This is a genomic window from Streptomyces sp. MK37H (genome assembly GCF_018035285.1).
GTDB classification, from domain to species: Bacteria; Actinomycetota; Actinomycetes; order Streptomycetales; family Streptomycetaceae; genus Streptomyces; species Streptomyces endocoffeicus.
In genome coordinates this window covers 1-15,872 of record NZ_JAAAYH010000206.1, presented here as the reverse complement: position 1 = coordinate 15,872, position 15,872 = coordinate 1, and the positions used below count along the sequence as shown (strand labels likewise).

General features: G+C 71.1%; 16 protein-coding genes. 8 read left to right on the top strand and 8 right to left on the bottom strand.

The genetic code is table 11. The features are described from left to right. Positions 1–304: 304 nt before the first annotated feature. Positions 305–1,213 carry a glycerophosphodiester phosphodiesterase family protein gene (locus GWI24_RS25970; RefSeq protein ID WP_210948326.1) on the bottom strand — a complete coding sequence of 303 codons (909 nt, stop codon included), beginning with the start codon at positions 1,211–1,213 and terminating at the stop codon, positions 305–307. Positions 1,214–1,382: 169 nt separating this feature from the next. Between GWI24_RS25970 and GWI24_RS25965 the strand changes: the two genes are divergently transcribed. After that, positions 1,383–2,120: a bifunctional DNA primase/polymerase gene (locus GWI24_RS25965; protein ID WP_210948325.1), complete on the top strand. Its 738-nt coding sequence runs from the start codon at positions 1,383–1,385 to the stop codon at positions 2,118–2,120. A gap of 257 nt (positions 2,121–2,377) precedes the next feature. Here GWI24_RS25965 and GWI24_RS25960 read toward each other — a convergent pair whose 3' ends face one another. The 6 genes from GWI24_RS25960 to map form a co-directional block, all read right to left on the bottom strand. Continuing rightward, positions 2,378–3,283 (bottom strand): hypothetical protein, encoded by a 906-nt coding sequence (locus tag GWI24_RS25960; protein WP_210948324.1) that lies wholly within the window; start codon positions 3,281–3,283, stop codon positions 2,378–2,380. Continuing rightward, the gene (efeU, locus tag GWI24_RS25955; RefSeq protein WP_210948323.1) at positions 3,234–4,211 is read right to left on the bottom strand and encodes an iron uptake transporter permease EfeU; all 978 of its coding nucleotides are present in this window, start codon (positions 4,209–4,211) and stop codon (positions 3,234–3,236) included. The genes GWI24_RS25960 and efeU overlap by 50 nt, the downstream gene beginning before the upstream one ends. Positions 4,212–4,251: 40 nt before the next feature. Further along, a complete protein-coding gene (gene efeB / locus GWI24_RS25950; RefSeq protein WP_210948322.1) occupies positions 4,252–5,535 on the bottom strand; it encodes an iron uptake transporter deferrochelatase/peroxidase subunit in 1,284 nt (427 codons plus the stop codon). An 11-nt stretch (positions 5,536–5,546) separates the two neighbouring features. Next, positions 5,547–6,680, bottom strand: coding sequence for an iron uptake system protein EfeO (efeO, locus tag GWI24_RS25945; protein WP_210948321.1), 1,134 nt, complete (start codon positions 6,678–6,680; stop codon positions 5,547–5,549). Between the two features lie 307 nt (positions 6,681–6,987). After that, positions 6,988–7,632 carry a heme oxygenase (biliverdin-producing) gene (locus GWI24_RS25940; RefSeq protein WP_210948320.1) on the bottom strand — a complete coding sequence of 215 codons (645 nt, stop codon included), beginning with the start codon at positions 7,630–7,632 and terminating at the stop codon, positions 6,988–6,990. Between the two features lie 156 nt (positions 7,633–7,788). Next, positions 7,789–8,646, bottom strand: a complete 858-nt coding sequence (gene map / locus GWI24_RS25935) for a type I methionyl aminopeptidase (RefSeq protein ID WP_086883424.1) — start codon at positions 8,644–8,646, stop codon at positions 7,789–7,791. Positions 8,647–8,718: 72 nt separating this feature from the next. Between map and GWI24_RS25930 the strand changes: the two genes are divergently transcribed. Continuing rightward, a complete protein-coding gene (locus GWI24_RS25930; protein WP_044576530.1) occupies positions 8,719–8,943 on the top strand; it encodes a hypothetical protein in 225 nt (74 codons plus the stop codon). A gap of 443 nt (positions 8,944–9,386) precedes the next feature. On the opposite strand, the gene GWI24_RS25925 is transcribed toward GWI24_RS25930, so the two are convergent. Then, a complete protein-coding gene (locus GWI24_RS25925; protein WP_210948319.1) occupies positions 9,387–9,992 on the bottom strand; it encodes a hypothetical protein in 606 nt (201 codons plus the stop codon). 261 nt (positions 9,993–10,253) lie between these two features. Between GWI24_RS25925 and GWI24_RS25920 the strand changes: the two genes are divergently transcribed. The 6 genes from GWI24_RS25920 to GWI24_RS25895 all read left to right on the top strand — a co-directional run bounded on the left by GWI24_RS25920 (position 10,254) and on the right by GWI24_RS25895 (position 15,801). Further along, the gene (locus GWI24_RS25920) at positions 10,254–11,381 is read left to right on the top strand and encodes an exo-alpha-sialidase (protein ID WP_210948318.1); all 1,128 of its coding nucleotides are present in this window, start codon (positions 10,254–10,256) and stop codon (positions 11,379–11,381) included. After that, positions 11,378–12,733, top strand: coding sequence for an ABC transporter substrate-binding protein (locus GWI24_RS25915; protein ID WP_210948317.1), 1,356 nt, complete (start codon positions 11,378–11,380; stop codon positions 12,731–12,733). Before GWI24_RS25920 ends, GWI24_RS25915 begins: the two co-directional genes overlap by 4 nt. 5 nt (positions 12,734–12,738) lie before the next feature. Beyond that, positions 12,739–13,671, top strand: a complete 933-nt coding sequence (locus GWI24_RS25910; RefSeq protein WP_210948316.1) for a carbohydrate ABC transporter permease — start codon at positions 12,739–12,741, stop codon at positions 13,669–13,671. Further along, positions 13,668–14,678 carry a carbohydrate ABC transporter permease gene (locus tag GWI24_RS25905; protein ID WP_247616892.1) on the top strand — a complete coding sequence of 337 codons (1,011 nt, stop codon included), beginning with the start codon at positions 13,668–13,670 and terminating at the stop codon, positions 14,676–14,678. Before GWI24_RS25910 ends, GWI24_RS25905 begins: the two co-directional genes overlap by 4 nt. 47 nt (positions 14,679–14,725) lie before the next feature. Then, the gene (gene npdG / locus GWI24_RS25900) at positions 14,726–15,463 is read left to right on the top strand and encodes an NADPH-dependent F420 reductase (RefSeq protein ID WP_210948315.1); all 738 of its coding nucleotides are present in this window, start codon (positions 14,726–14,728) and stop codon (positions 15,461–15,463) included. Between the two features lie 128 nt (positions 15,464–15,591). After that, complete coding sequence (locus tag GWI24_RS25895) at positions 15,592–15,801, top strand: hypothetical protein (protein ID WP_210948314.1); 210 nt, start codon at positions 15,592–15,594, stop codon at positions 15,799–15,801. Positions 15,802–15,872 lie beyond the last annotated feature (71 nt).

The window sequence follows — 15,872 nt, the reverse complement described above, 5'->3', positions numbered from 1 at the left end:
GGTCCGCTGCCCCTAGGGCCGCCCCCGCCGCGCGGACCGGGGCCGGGGCCGCCGCCCCGGGCCGGGGGCCTCGCGGAGTCCTGCTGCCCTCAGGTTCGGCCTCACTCAAGGGTGGCCTCGCCGCCAGGGCCGAGGGCAGGGCCGGGGCCGCCGCCTGGGCCGGGGGCCTCGCGGTGTCCTGCTGCCCTCAGGTTCGGCCTTACCCAAGGGTGGCCTCGCCGGCCGGGTCGGGAGCCGCTGGTCGGGCCGCGCGCCCACCGCCGGGCCCTGCTGGTCGGCACGCTCGCCCACCGCCGGCTGCCGCTCATCCCCCGCCGAGCGCCCGCGGCATCCGTACGGGCGTGGAGATCAGCCGTCCCGGCGCGTCCGTGATGATGCCGTCGCAGCCCAGCCGCAGCATCCGGTCCCGCTGCGCCGGGGTGTCCACGGTGTGCGCCCACACCCGCGGTATCCCGGAGGCGACGGCCCGCCGTACGTCCTTGTCGCGCGCCCGGTAGTCCACGTCCAGCAGATCGACGACCCCGCGCCAGTCGCGCGGGGTGTCGGTGCGCATCTGCCGGGCGGACCGCCACAGCTGGGTCAGCAGCCCCTTGCGGTGGGCCTCGCGGGCCACCTCGGGGCGGTTGCTGTTGACGTAGACGGAGTGGGTCAGCCCCCGGTCGCGGATCATCGTCGCCAGCCGCGGCAGGCTCTCCGGGTCCTTGGCCTCGACCATCAAGGTGATCCGGCCGCCGAACCGGTCCAGCACCTCGGCGACGGTCGGCGGCCGCTCGGGCCGCCAGGTGCCGCGCAGGGAGGGGTCGGGGCGCACCCGGACGTCCCGCCACTGGGCGGCGGTGAGGGCCCGTACGGGCCCGGTCCGGTCGGTGGTGCGGTCCAGCGTCGCGTCGTGCATCACCACGAGCGTGCCGTCCGCCAGCATGCGGCTGTCGAAGTCCAGGACCTGGACGTCATGCCTGCTGAAGGCGGTGGCCAGCCCGGACATGCTGTTCTCGGGCACTTCCAGGGCGCCGCCGCGGTGCGCGGTGTAGACGACGGCGGGCTTACGGGACGACGGCGTCGTGAGCGCGGGCTGGAGACCGAGGCGCGCCGGTTCGGCGGCCGGGGGTATGAGGCGTCGTACGGACGGACGAGCGGTGGGGTGGGCCGCGACGGCCGCCGGTATGGAGAGGCCGAGCACCACGACGGCGGTCAGAAAATGCCTGCTGATCATATAGGGAACGCTAGGTGCGTGACGTCCGCTATGCCCTGATATCGACACCCGGTCGAGGTGCTCTCACCCACCCCGGATGCGGACACCGGCCACTTCCGGAGCAGGATGGTGGCAGCATTGATCGGGTACCGGCGGTACCGCCGGTACCGGCGGTGAAGCGAGGCGATAGATGGAACGCAAGGGCAGGTTCTCCCAGTGGCTGCGCCGGCCGAGGAGCGGAGCGGGCGGCGACCAGGGCACGGGAGCGGGCGCCGGGGGCGTCCGCGAGGACCTGCTCATGGCCGCCGCGGCGGCGGGATTCCCGCTCGCGCCGGCCGCGCACCCCTCCGGCTACGGCTGCTCCTGTGACCGCATCGGGTGCCCCACCCCGGCCCGCCACCCCGTCTCGTTCGCCTGGCAGACCCAGGCGACGACGGACCCGGACAAGGTCGCGCAGTGGCTGCGCGCCGATCCGCAGGCCAACTTCATCACCGCCACCGGCATCGTCCACGATGTGCTCGACGTACCCGCGGACGCGGGGCGGCTGGCCCTGGAGCGGCTGGGCGCGGCCGAGGTCGAGGTCGGGCCCGTGGCCACGAGCAGCGGCGATCTCCAGCAGGGCCGGATGCTCTTCTTCACGGCCACGCGGGGCACGCCCGACGACGAGGACGAGTGGTGGCCGTGTGAGCTGGACTGCCATCCGGAGACGATGGATGAGCATCCGGGGCTGCGGTGGCATTGCCGGGGGAGCTACGCGCTGATGCCGCCCGCGCGATTGCCCGGGGACGGGCATGTGGGGTGGGTGCTCGGGCCGGAGCGGCCGCTGCCGGATCCCTTGACGCTGCTGGAGGCGCTTACGGACGCGTGTGCCCAGTTCGTGGGCGAGCACCACGACCACGACTCGGCCGCGTGGCCCATAGGGCGGTAGAGGCCTGGCCAGGGGGTGTCCGACGGATCGTGACGCCTGCGGCGGGCTGTTCCCCTCCCGCCCCTTCCCTCAACTGGGGCTCCGCCCCTTAACCCCGGGGTCCAGAGGCGAAGCCGCCGCGTGGTCCGCCGGACACCCCATAGGTGCGGGCATTCGTTCCTCCCCCGGCTACCGCTGGGAGGTACCCCCGGGCGGAACGGGTGGGCACACCCACCCACCGGCCCGCACCCGACAACGAAACCCCATGGGCCCGGCGCCTATTCGCCCTTGGCCGCGGTGACGCCCTCCAGGCGGTTGAGGAAGACCACCTTCGGGTCCGCCGCGTCCTTCGCGGGGACCCGCACCGCCGACTCCGCGATCCGGGTCAGCGTCACCGCCTTCTTCGCCTCCCCCGTCATCAGCGCCTTGATCTGCGGGTCCGGGTTGGGCCGGAATCCCTTCGCCATGGTCTGCTTCTGCCGGTGGTGCGAGGTGAAGAACACGATCGCCCCGCCGTCCGAGGTGCGCAGCCCCACCGGGGCGTCCTGCGCGCCCTGCGCCGGGCTGTCGATGTACTCGGTCCAGAACTTCGGCGTGCGCAGGTACTTCTTCCGGGTGTCCCGCAGCCCCGATGTGGACTGGCCGTCGGCGAAGACCGAGCCCTTGCCCGTCATCAGGTAGTCGGCGTACTCCGGGCTCAGCTTGTCCGGCCGGGTGGCCAGCTTCGGGGCCGGCCCCGCGGCCCGGACCGGCTTGGCCCAGCCGTCCTTGTCGGTCGCGAAGTCCGGCACCTCGTCCTGGCTGAGGATCGACAGATACGCGGCCTTCCACGGCTCATCGGCACCGCCACGGGTGAAGACGAACAGCCAGCGGTTGTCGTCGCGGTTGCTGTCGGTGTCCGCGACGAAGAACTTCGGCCAGCCCACCTGCTTGGGGATGCGGTAGGTGACGTCGGACAGCTCCAGCGACGGGTACTTGGGGTTGCCGTCGGGCGAGCTCGCGTGCTGGGCCTTGAGGTCGGCCGTGGTGATGGCCTCCAGCGGGCCCGTCTCCACCTGGCTCGCCAGCGCCGGATCCAGCTCCCGGTACGCCTTGTTGTACGTGTCGGTGAACCGCTCGAGCGCCTTGGGCGCCTCAGCCTTGTCCACCGATGGAATGTTCTCCCGCTCGCCGTGCACCGTCATACACCCCGTGAGCGTCACCCCCAGCGTCAGTACCACCGCTGCGGTCGGAACTGCCAGCTGCCGACGGGGCGACCTGCGTGTCATGGGGCTCCGGCTCCCGATTCGTGGGGGCTGCTGTGGACGGCGACACCCTACCGGGGCGAAGGAACAGCGCGAGCGTGGGGACCAGGTAGAGCGCCCACATCCACACCTGGAGCCAGGTCGGGTCCGGCTGGAAGTTGAAGACGCCCTTGAGCACCGTGCCGTACCAGGAGTCCGGCGCGACGGTGGAGCTGATGTCGAAGGCCAGCGAGTGCAGCCCGGGCAGCCAGTCGGCCTCCTGGAGGTCGTGGAAGCCGTACGCGAGCACCCCCGCCGCCACCACGACCAGCATCGCACCGGTCCAGGTGAAGAACTTCGCCAGGTTGATCCGCAGCGCGCCCCGGTAGAACAGCCAGCCCAGCACCACCGCGGTGACCAGGCCCAGGACCACGCCGATCAGAGGGTCCGCCGTACCGTCGTTGCTCGCCCGCACCGCCGTCCACACGAACAGCGCGGTCTCCAGGCCCTCCCGGCCGACCGCGAGGAAGGCCGTGGCCACCAGCGCCCCGGTGCCCATCGCGAGCGCCGCGTCCAGCTTGCTGTGCAGCTCGGACTTCAGATGGCGGGCGGTGCGCCGCATCCAGAACACCATCCAGGTCACCAGGCCCACCGACAGGATCGACAGTGAGCCGCCCAGCGCCTCCTGCGCCTCGAAGGTCAGCTCCTGCGAGCCGAACTCCAGCGCCGCGCCGAAGGACATGCTCAAGGCAACCGCGACGGCGATCCCGAGCCACACCGGGCGCAGTGCTTCCCGGCGCTCGGTCTTGACCAGATAGGCGACCAGGATGCAGACCACCAGGCTGGCTTCGAGCCCTTCGCGCAGACCGATCAGGTAATTGCCGAACACGAGGTTCGCCTTCCTTGTCGAGGGTTCCTGGAGGAGTCGGTCAGGAGAACAGCGCCCGGCCCCACCAGTCGTCCGCGTCCCGGACGCCCGGCGGGACGGCGAAGAGCGCCGAACCCACGTGCTGGATGTACTCGTTGAGCGCGTCGGTCCGCGCCAGCCGCCGCTGTACGGGCACGAATCCGTCCCGTACGTCGTGCTGGTAGGCGAGGAAGAACAGCCCCGCGTCCAGCCGCCCCAGACCGTCCGTGCCATCGGTGAAGGAGTAGCCGCGGCGCAGGATCCGGGCCCCGCCGTTGGAGTCCGGATGCGCCAGCCGGACATGCGCGTCCGGCAGCATCGCCTTCAGATTGGGCTCGTCGTGCTCGCGCTGTCTGCCCTGCGGCGCGCCCTCGCCCTTGTCCCGGCCGAAGACGTCCTCCTGCTCCTTGAGCGAGGTGCGGTCCCAGGTCTCGATGTGCATCCGGATGCGGCGCGCCACCAGGTACGAGCCGCCGGCCAGCCACGCCGGGCCCGCCTTCCCGCTCACCCACACATGCTTGTCCAGGGCGGCGGTGTCGGTGCCCGCGATGTTCCGGGTGCCGTCCTTGAAGCCCATCATGTTGCGCGGGGTCTGCGCGTCCGGCGTGGTCGAGGACGTCTTGCCGAAGCCCAGCTGCGACCAGCGGATGGCCACCTTGCCCATGCCGATACGGGCCAGGTTGCGGATGGCGTGCACGGCCACCTGCGGGTCGTCCGCGCACGCCTGCACACACAGATCGCCGTCGCTGCGCGCCGGGTCGAGGTTGTCGCCGGGGAAGGCGGGCAGGTCGATCAGCGCCTCGGGGCGGCGGTCGGCGATGCCGAAGCGGTCCTTGCCCTTCTTGTCCTTGAACAGCGTGGGCCCGAAGCCGATGGTGAGGGTGAGCCGGGACGCCTTGAGGCCCAGTGCCTCGCCGGTGTCGTCCGGCGGGGCCTCCGCCAGATCGCTCACCGCGCCGCCGCCGACCGCGTGCCCCTGGGTCATCCGGGCCGCCGCCTTCGTCCACTCCTTCAGCAGCGCGATCAGCTCGGCGCGGTCGTCGGTGGTGACGTCGAACGCCGCGAAGTGCAGCCGGTCCTGCACCGCGGTGGCGATCCCCGCCTGGTGCGCCCCGTAGAAGGGCACCGCGGCGCCGCTGTCGGCGACCGCCTGGGTGTCGTCCGCGTCGCCGCTGAGCGCGGCAGCGGCGCCCCCGGCGGCCGCGGCACCGAGCGCGAGCCCGGCGCCGCCCCAGCCGATCAGCGCCCGGCGCGAGGGAGCCGTACCGGTCTCGCGCGAGGGAGCCGTGTTGGCCTCGTCGGTCATGCCCGGCCCCCTCACTTGGTGACGACGGCGGCGGCGAGCCGGGACAGCGGCTCGGCGAGCGCGTTGACCGCGTCGGACAGCTTCTTGCGCTGGGACTCCGAGACGGTGTCGTACGACACGAAGCCATCGCCCTCGCGGTACTGGTCCAGCAGCTTCGCGACGGCCGCGAACTGCTTGTCGAGCTCCTTGGCCAGCTCCGGGTCGTGTCCGGACGCCACCGGCTTGAGCAGCTTGTACGAGGTCTCGGCGCCCTCGACGTTGGCCTTGAAGTCCACCAGGTCGGTGTGGCTGTAGCGCTCCTCCTCACCGGTGACCTTGCCGGTCTGCACCTCGTCCAGCAGCTCCTTGGCGCCGTTGGCCATGCCGGTGGGGGTGATGTCGGCGGTGCCGACGCGGTTCTGCCAGTCCTTCAGGTCCTTGATGAGCTGGTCGGCGAGGTCATGGTCGGCCGCGGTGATCTTCTTGGTCTGCCACAGCGACTTCTCCAGCCGGTGCCAGCCGGTCCACTTCTGGCCCTTCTCCAGGCCGTCCTCGCGCACATCGACCTTGGGGTCGATATCGCCGAAGGACTCGGCGACCGGCTCGGTGCGCTCCCAGCCGATGCGCGAGGGGGCGTAGAGCTTCTTGGCGCCCTCGAGGTCGTCCTTCTTGACCGCGTCGGCGAACTTCTGGACCGCGGGCAGCGTGTCATCGGCCTGCTTCTGGACGTATGTCCGGTACGCGGCCACCGCCTTGTCCAGCCGCGGATCGCGCTGGGGCTGCTTGCCCTTGCCGGTGGCGGACACCTTCTGGCGGACGCCGTGGCCCTTCATCCCGGGCTTGCAGGCGATCTCGTACGAACCGGCCTTGACCTCGGCGTTGATGGAGGCGCGGGTGCCGGGGCCGATGTTCTCCCGCTCGGTGACGATCCGGTCGCCCGGGGCGTAGACATAGACCTCGGTGACCTTGGAGCCCTTGTTCTCCACCGCGAGCTTCACATGCCCGGCGGGGAAGGAGGTCTTGGAGACCTCGCACGCGCTGTCGGAGGCGGTGACCTGGATGGCGTCCGAGTCCTTGGCGTCGGACTTCTGGGCGCATCCGGCGACGGCGGTGATCGTCGTCAGTGCCGATATCGCGGCGACAACGGAGGTGCGAGCGGCTCGCATTCGGGCTCCAGACGGAATCGGGACAGGCGGGACAGGCGGGACAGGGCGGACGTACGGCGGTCGGATAAGGCTGGCCTAACTTAACTGAGCCTTGCCTGTGTGGATCCCGCGTAAGGTCAAGAAGTGCTCTGCGAATAGCAAAGGTTTGGCCAAGGTGGCTGATTTGATGCGGTTCGCAGTCCGGGAAAAGTGACGCACGCCTCTTATCGGCGCGGCGCCGTTACGGGAGAGGCGCTTTCGTGGGGCCGCGCTCTCGTGGGCGCGGGCTTTGGCACGGCCTCGGCGGCCGTTGGCGTGGGCGCCCCACTCAGGCGCTGATCCGGAACTCCTCGGCCAGCTCCCGGAAGATCCCCGCGTTCAGCGCGTAGGCGCGCTCGCACTCCTCCACGACGCGCTGCTTCTCCAGATCGTCCACCGGCAGCGCGTCCAGCAGCGCGCGGTACTCCCGCTTGAACGCCGCGGGGTTGGCTATCGACTCGAAGACGTAGAACCGCACCCCGTCGCCCTTGCGGTCGAAGCCCCAGGTCTTCTCCGCCGTGTCCCGGACGATCTGGCCGCCGGACAGGTCGCCCATATAGCGGGTGTAGTGGTGGGCGACATAGCCCGCGGGCCAGTCGCGGGCGCACTCCGTGACCCGCGCCGCGTACGCCGCCGTGGCGGGCAGCGCGGTGAGGCCGCTGCGCCAGTCGGGGCCGCCGAGGTAGGCCAGGTCGCGCTCCAGCTCGGCCAGACGGGCCAGCTCCGGCCGGAGGAAAGGGCCCGCCACGGGGTCCGCCGCGAGCGCGTCGGCCGGAGACTCCAGGGCGCGGTAGACGAACCACAGCTGCTCGGAGTAGCGGCGGTAGGCCGCCACCCCCAGCCGCCCACCGAGCAGATCGCTCATGAACGAGGAGCTTCCGACGTCCGAGTGCGCTTCCCGTGAGGCGGTGCGGATCTGGGCGGAGAACTCCACGGTGGACCTCCGGGGCCGAGGTGTGTAGGTTAGGCTTACCTAAGTAGAGACCATCGCCTACGTCAATGCTTTCCCGACAGGCTGTCGGTAAAACAGCCGCCGAAGAATCGGCCCCCAGGCACAAGACATCTTCGAACCGCCCCGGCCGCTCTGCCGCTACGGCAGAGTGAGGATCTCCGCCCCGGTCTCGGTCACCACCAGTGTGTGCTCGAACTGCGCCGTCCGCTTGCGGTCCTTGGTGACCACGGTCCAGCCGTCCTCCCACATGTCGTACTCATGGGTGCCGAGCGTCAGCATCGGCTCGATGGTGAAGGTCATCCCCGGCTTGATCTCGGTGGTGTGGTGCGGGCTGTCGTAGTGCGGCACGATCAGGCCGGAGTGGAACGAGGTGTTGATCCCGTGGCCGGTGAAGTCGCGGACCACGCCGTAGCCGAAGCGCTTGGCGTACGACTCGATGACCCGGCCGATGATATTGATCCGGCGGCCCGGCTTGACGGCCTTGATCGCGCGGTTGAGGGACTCACGGGTGCGCTCGACGAGCAGCCGCGACTCCTCGTCCACCTCGCCGCACAGGTAGGTGGCGTTGTTGTCCCCGTGCACCCCGCCGATGTAGGCGGTGACGTCGAGGTTCACGATGTCGCCGTCCTTGAGGACGGTGGTGTCGGGGATGCCGTGACAGATGACCTCGTTGACCGAGCTGCACAGCGACTTGGGGAATCCGCGGTAGCCCAGCGTCGAGGGGTACGCGCCGTGGTCGCACATGTACTCATGGGCCACCCGGTCCAGCTCGTCCGTGGTGACCCCCGGCGCGATCAGCTTGGCGGCCTCCTCCATCGCCCGCGCGGCGATCCGCCCGGCGATCCGCATGCGCTCGATCGTCTCGGCGTCCTGGACCTCGGGCCCGTCGTAACGAGTGGGGCCCTCCTTACCGACGTACTCCGGACGCGGGATCGAGGCGGGGACGGTGCGGGTGGGGGAGAGCTTCCCCGGGACTAGAAGCGACTGGCCAGACATATCAGCGAGTGTATCGGCGGCGCATGGGGCAGCATGGCCGCAAGGGAGTACGAGCGGAAGGTCGGGGCCGGGATGGCGCTGTTCAGGAGAGGGACCGCCGGCAAGCCCGGCGAGTGGTACTACTGCATCAAGCACCAGAAGGTCGAGGAGGGCCCGGAGTGCCGCGCCGCCGACCGCCTCGGCCCGTACGCCTCCCCGGAGGAGGCCGCCCGCGCGATGGAGACGGCGCGCGAACGCAACGAGGAGTGGCGGAACGACCCGCGCTGGCGCGACGACGAGCCCCCGGCGACGGACTGAGACTTCCAGGGGGCGGGGCCTTCCCCCCGGTGCCGTGAGCCTTACCGGGTGCGGGAACTTCTCCGGGCGCGGAGAGCTTCCCCGGTGCGTGGCGCCGGGGGCAGCGGCCGTGTCCGGAGACCGGGCCGCCGACCGCCTCGGCCCGTGCGCCCCCGGAGAAGGCTGCCCGCGCGATGGAGACCGCGCGAGAGCGCGAGCCACCGGCGGCGGGCTGAGGCTTCCCGGGTGCCGTGAGCTATCCCGGGTGTCGGGCGCACGGCGCCTGACGATCAGCAGGCGGCGGGGCGGAGCTCGCGGGACTCACGCGCCTGGCGGCTGTGCCCGGGGCAGCGCCAGGGCCAGCGGGCCGACCGACGCCACACAGCCGGCCAGCCGCACCACACCGAGGCCCCGTACGCCCACCCAACCGAATTGCGGCCCGTGGGCCGCGGTCCGTACGCCCCTCACCAATGCGCCGGTGGCGGCGCCGCCAAGTGTTCGGCCAGCCGGGCCAGCCGGTCCTGGAAGCGGCGGCGGCCGGGACGCGGCAGGCTGTTTTCGCCGGCGGCCGCGCTGACCAGGTGCTGGAGGGTGTCGAGGTCGAGCTCGCCGCCCTCGGGGGCGGAGAGCGCGTCATGGGCCAGGGCGTGCAGCTCGGCGTCGCCGCCGTCGAGGGCGAGCACGGTCGCCCCGCCCCGGCGGGCGTCGTTGACCCGCTCCAGCAGCCCGGACCCGGGGCCGCCCGGCGCCACCACCAGCAGGGTCTCCCCGCGGCCCGCCCCCTCCAGCCGCCCGAGCCCGACCGCCAGGTGCGCGGGGACGGCGCCGCCCTCCGGCACCCGGTGGCGGACGAGGGTGGGGGACAGCTCGGGCAGCCCGGACCAGGCCGCCTCGTCGTCGAGGTGCGCGGCCAGGTGCCACGGTTCGTAACTCTCGCTGCCGACCAGCAGCAGTCCCCCCTCGCGCGGCCCGACCGCGGCCCGCAGCGAGCCCGCGAAGCGGCGGGTGGCCTGGAGCCATTCCGTTCCGGCGAGGACTTCGCGCAGCAGCGCGACCCTTACGGCGTCCATGGCATCCGGATCCTGCCCCGGTCCGCGCCCCGGCGGGCGCGATTCGGGTCCGGCTCACCCGTTCGAGGCATATGCGGCGGGCATGCCGTAGACCCTTTCCTCGCCCGGCGCCCACGCGCCCTCCGTCCGCGTCTCCAACTGTTCATGCGCCGTCTCTTGACGCTCTGTAAGGCAAACCCTAAGGTCGCCGCACACAAGGGACGTCCTACGTCCCTTTTATCTGACTCGGCACTCGATTGCGACGGGGCATCGGGAGGTCTGATGACAGTCGGCACGGGGGCGGCACGCTCGTACGAGGTGTCCGTTCCGTTCCGGGCGGGGACCGAGGGCTATGCGAGCTACCGGATCCCGGCAGTCGTGCTGACCCACGACGGCACCGTCCTCGCCTTCGCCGAGGGCCGGGTGGACTCCTCCGCCGACGACGGCCATATCGACCTCGTGCTCAAGCGGTCGGCCGACGGCGGACGGACCTGGGGCGCCTTACAGGTCGTCGCCCGCAACGGCGACGGAACGGCGGGCAACCCCGCCCCCGTCGTCCTCGACGGCGGCCCGCACGACGGCCGCGTCCTGCTGGTGCACATCCGCAGCGCCGCCTCCGCCACCGAGGACCGGATCCGGCGCGGCGAGGTGAGCGCGGCCGACGGGCGGCGGGTGTGGCTGACGTACAGCGATGACCACGGCGCGAGCTGGAGCGAGGCCCGCGAGATCACCGCGAGCACCAAGCGGCCCGAATGGCGCTGGTACGCCACCACCCCCGGTCACGCCCTCCAGTTGCGGTACGGCCCCCACGCGGGCCGGATCGTCATCCCCGGCAACCACTCCCTGCCCCCGACCGTCCCCGGCGACGACGGCACGGAGGGGCGGTACAACGGCGGGCACGATCTGCTCAGCGACGACGACGGCGCCACCTGGCGGATCGGGTACGTGGACGACAACCCCGACGGCTATGTCAACGTCAACGAGACCACCGCCGCCCAACTCCCCGACGGCCGCGTCTACTTCAACACCCGCACCGACGCCACCGCGCCCGGCACCCGCGCCGACGCCCACTCCGGCGACGGCGGCGCCACCCTGGACCTCCCCTTCCGGCCGCAGGCCGGTCTGGTCGCCCCCGTCGTGGAGTGCAGCGTTCTGCACCTCGGCGAGCCGGACGCGCTGCTCTTCTCCGGCCCCGCCGACCCCGCGTACCGGGCGCTGATGACCGTCCGCACCAGCTTTGACGGCGGCGTCACCTGGCGGACCGGCCACACCGTCAACGGCCTGCCCGCCGCCTACTCCGATCTGGTCCGGCTCGACGACGCCACGGTCGGACTGCTCTACGAGACCGGCGACTTCAGCGCCTACTCGACCATCACATTCCGGCGCATTCCGATGGAGGAGCTGGTATGAGCGACACCGCAAGAAACCGGAACACCTGGACGCACGGCACGCCGCGCCGCGCGGTCCTCGGCGGCGCGGCCGCCGCGGCCGCCGGGTTCGCCCTCGCGGGCTGCGGCTCGGACGACGACGGGGGTGATGAGCCCAAGGGCCGCAAGAAGGGCGAGAAGATCACCCTGACCTTCTGGTCCTGGGTGCCGGGCATCGACAAGCCCGTCGCCCTGTGGAACAGCGAGAACCCGGAGGTGCGGGTCAAGGTCGAGAAGGTCTCGGCCGTCGACGGCGCCCAGTACGCCAAGATGCACGCCGCCATCAAGGCGGGCAATCCGCCGGACCTCGGCCAGATCGAGTACCCGGTCGTGCCCAGCTTCCTCATCGACAACGGGCTGCTGGATCTGACCAAGTACGGGGTCGCCGACCACAAGGACAAGTTCATCGGCTGGCAGTGGCAGCAATCCGTCTTCGGCAAGGCCGTCTACGCCGTACCGCAGGCGTCCGGCCCCATGGGCCTGTTCATCCGGCAGGACCTCTTCGAGAAGTGGGGCATAGAGCCGCCCACCACCTGGGACGAGTACGAGGCGGCGGCCACCGCGATCCGTAAGAAGGGCGCCTGGATCGAGACCTTCTCGGCCACCAACGGCAACCGCTTCGCGGGGCTCGCCTGGCAGGCCGGGGCGCGCTGGTTCGGCACCGAGGGCGACACCTGGACCGTCTCCATCGACGACGAGCCCACCCGTAAGGTCGCCGACTACTGGTACGGGCTGGTCCGCCGGAAGCTCATCAAGACCATCCCGGACCGGCAGAACGCCTGGTACAAGGATGTCCAGACCGGCGACATGGCCTCCTGGCTCGGCGCCAGCTGGGGCGACGCCCTGCTGGTCGGCAACGCCCCCAAGACCGCGGGCACATGGCGCGTGGTGCCCATGCCGCAGTGGAAGAAGGGCGACGCCGCCTACGCCAACTGGGGCGGCTCCACCACCGCGGTCTTCGCCAAGACCAAGTACCCCAAGGACGCGCTGGCCTTCGCGATCTGGCTCAACACCGACCCCGAGTCGATCAAGCTTCTGATCGAGAACGGCTATGGCACCCCGGGCGCCAAGCAGGGGTACACCACCTCCCAGCTCGATGTGCACAAGGACTTCTTCGGCGGCCAGGAGTACAGCAAGGTCTTCGACGAGGCGAGCAAGGGCGTGGACACCAGCTGGAAGTGGGGCCCCGCCACGGACACCCTCTACCAGCGGCTCGGCGACGCCTTCACAGCGGCCATCGGGGACGGGTCCGACTTCCGCTCCGTGCTGAAGAAGGTGCAGAGCCAGACGATCAACGATCTGAAGGAAAAGGGCCTCCAGGTGAAGGCCGGGTGAGGCGGATGAGAGGAGCCCCCCGCCGCCTCACCAGGACCGAGGCACGCAGCGCCCGGGCGGCGTCCGGGTTCCTGCTGCCCTTCCTCGCCCTCTTCCTGCTGTGCTTCATCGCCCCGATCGGCTACGCCCTCTACGAGAGTCTGCTGAAGGTCGAGCGCACCGGGCCGCTCGGCCTCGGCGGGGAGACCAAGCAGGTGTGGGCGGGGCTGTCCAACTACGCCCACGCCCTGGAGGACGACCGGTTCACGGCGGGCTTCGGGCGGGTGCTGCTCTTCGGCGCCGTCCAGATCCCGGTGATGATCGCCTTCGCCACCGCGCTGGCGCTGCTGCTGGACGCGGCGTCCGCGCGCTGGGTGGGCTTCTTCCGGACCGCCTTCTTCCTGCCGTACGGGGTGCCCGGTGTGATCGCCTCGATCCTGTGGGGCTTCCTCTACGTCCCCGGGATCAGCCCGCTGGTGGAGATGGCCGATTCGATGGGCTGGAACGTGGACTTCCTGGGCCGCGGGGCGGTCCTGTGGTCCATCGCCAACATCGTCACCTGGCAGTTCACCGGCTACAACATGCTGGTGCTGATCGCCCAGCTCAAGGCCGTCCCCGGCGAGCTGTACGAGGCGGCGCGGATCGACGGGGCCAGTGCCTGGCAGGTGGCCCGGCACATCAAGCTCCCGCTGATCCGGCCCGCGCTCGTGCTCACCACCGTCTTCAGCCTCATCGGCACCCTCCAGCTCTTCGCCGAACCGAAGGTGCTCAAGCCGCTGAGCAACTCCATCGACTCCGGCTACACCCCCAATCTGGCCGCCTACAACGAGGCGTTCACCAGCAACAACCAGCACATCGCCGCGGCCGAGGCGGTGCTGCTCGCCCTCGTCGCCTGCGTGCTGTCCTTCGGCTTCCTGAGGCTCGTGGGACAGCGGGGGAAGGACGGCGAGAGCGGATGACCGAGGCGAACGACCTGGCCGGCGGCGTGGTCGCCGATGAGCCCGGGGACAAGGCCGGGGACAAGGCCGGGGGCGAGGCCACACCCGGGCGGGGGCCCGAGGCGGCTCCGCCCGGCGACCGGCCCGGTGCGGGCCGCCACCGCGCGGCGAAGGGCCGGGAGGGGCTGGAACCCCCCTTGCGGCACCGGATCATCACCGTCTCGCTGCTCACCGTCGCCGCCATCTACTTCCTGACCCCCGTCTACTGGCTCGTGGTCTCCTCCACCAAGTCCAGCAGCGACCTCTTCGGCACCTTCGGCTTCTGGTTCCACGACCCGCACCCGCTGGACTATCTGCACCGGGTGCTCACCTACGACGACGGCATCTACGTCCGGTGGTTCGCCAACAGCCTGATGTACGCGGGCGTCGGCGCGCTCGCCGCCACCCTGCTGTCGGCCGCGGCCGGCTACGCCCTGGCCAAGTACCGCTTCCCCGGCCGCGAGGGCATCTTCAACGTCATCCTGGCCGGAGTGCTGATCCCGGGCACGGCACTCGCCCTCCCGCTGTTTCTGCTCTTCAGCGAGATCGGCCTGGCCAATACCTACTGGGCCGTGCTGATCCCCAGCGTGGTCAGCCCGTTCGGGGTCTATCTGTGCCGGATCTACGCGGCCGCCGCCGTGCCTGACTCGCTCCTGGAGGCGGCGCGGATCGACGGCGCGGGGGAGGCCCGGATCTTCTCCACGCTGGGGCTGCGGCTGATGACCCCGGCGCTGGTGACCGTCTTCCTGTTCCAGTTCGTGCACATCTGGAACAACTTCTTTCTGCCGCTGGTCATGCTCTCCGACTCCGATCTCTATCCGATCCAGCTCGGTCTGACGTCCTGGCAGGGGTACGCGGACCGGCAGCCGGAGCTGTACCAATACACGGTCGGTGGGGCGTTCCTGTCCGTTCTGCCGCTGATGGTGCTGATGGGCGTACTCCAGCGGTACTGGCGCACAGGGCTGACGGAGGGGAGTGTCAAAGCGTAAGAGACGTCACCGTGAAGGTGACCGCGGTGCGTGACAGGATCACTGTCATGACAACTCCTGATGCCACGAACTCCGCGTCCGACGCCCCCGCGAAGAAGGCGCCCGCCAAGGACCCCTGGGACCTCCCCGATGTGTCCGGCCTGACCGTCGGTGTCCTCGGTGGCACCGGCGACCAGGGCCGTGGTCTCGCCTACCGGCTGGCCAGGGCCGGCCAGAAGGTGATCATCGGCTCGCGCGCCGCCGAGCGCGCGCAGACCGCGGCGCGGGAGCTGGGCGGCGCGGAGCTCGGCATCGAGGGCGCGGACAACGCCGAGTGCTCGCGCCGCAGCGACATCGTCATCGTCGCGGTTCCGTGGGACGGCCACGCCAAGACGCTGGAGGGGCTGCGCGAGGAGCTCGGCGGCAAGCTGATCATCGACTGCGTCAACCCGCTGGGCTTCGACAAGAAGGGCGCGTACGCGCTGCGGCCGGAGGAGGGCAGCGCCGCCGAGCAGGCCGCCGCCCTGCTGCCGGACTCCCGCGTCACCGCGGCCTTCCACCACCTCTCGGCCGTGCTGCTCCAGGACCCGGAGGTCGAGCAGATCGACACCGATGTGATGGTCCTGGGCGAGTCGCGCGCCGACACCGACGTGGTCCAGGCGCTCGCGGCCCGCATCCCGGGCATGCGCGGGGTCTTCGCGGGCCGGCTGCGCAACGCCCACCAGGTGGAGTCCCTGGTCGCCAATCTGATCTCGGTCAACCGCCGCTACAAGGCCCACGCGGGCCTGCGCGTCACGGACGTCTGAGGGCGGCCCCGCGGGCTTGCCCACGTCCGGGGCGCCCGGGTTGCCCACGCCCGGGGCGCCCGGCCCCTCCGGCGGTGCATGGGGGACAATGGCGGGGAGTGACACACCCCCCGACAGGAGCCGACCCCATGCCCCGCCTCGCCCTCTACACCCTGGCCGTCTGCGTGCTCGCGATCGCCGCGGCCGTCGTGTCCTTCGCGCGGGGGAGCTGGCTCGGCATCGTCTGGATCCTGATCGCCGGTATCTCGTCCAACATGGCCTGGTACTACCTCCGCAAGGCCCGCGCCGACCGCGCCGACCGCGCCGCCGACCGCGAGAGCACGAGCGCCGAGGGCTGAGGCCCGGGGGATCCGCTGAGGGGTGTCCGGCGGACCTCCCTCCCCGCCCCCGCACACGCAGCATCGATATG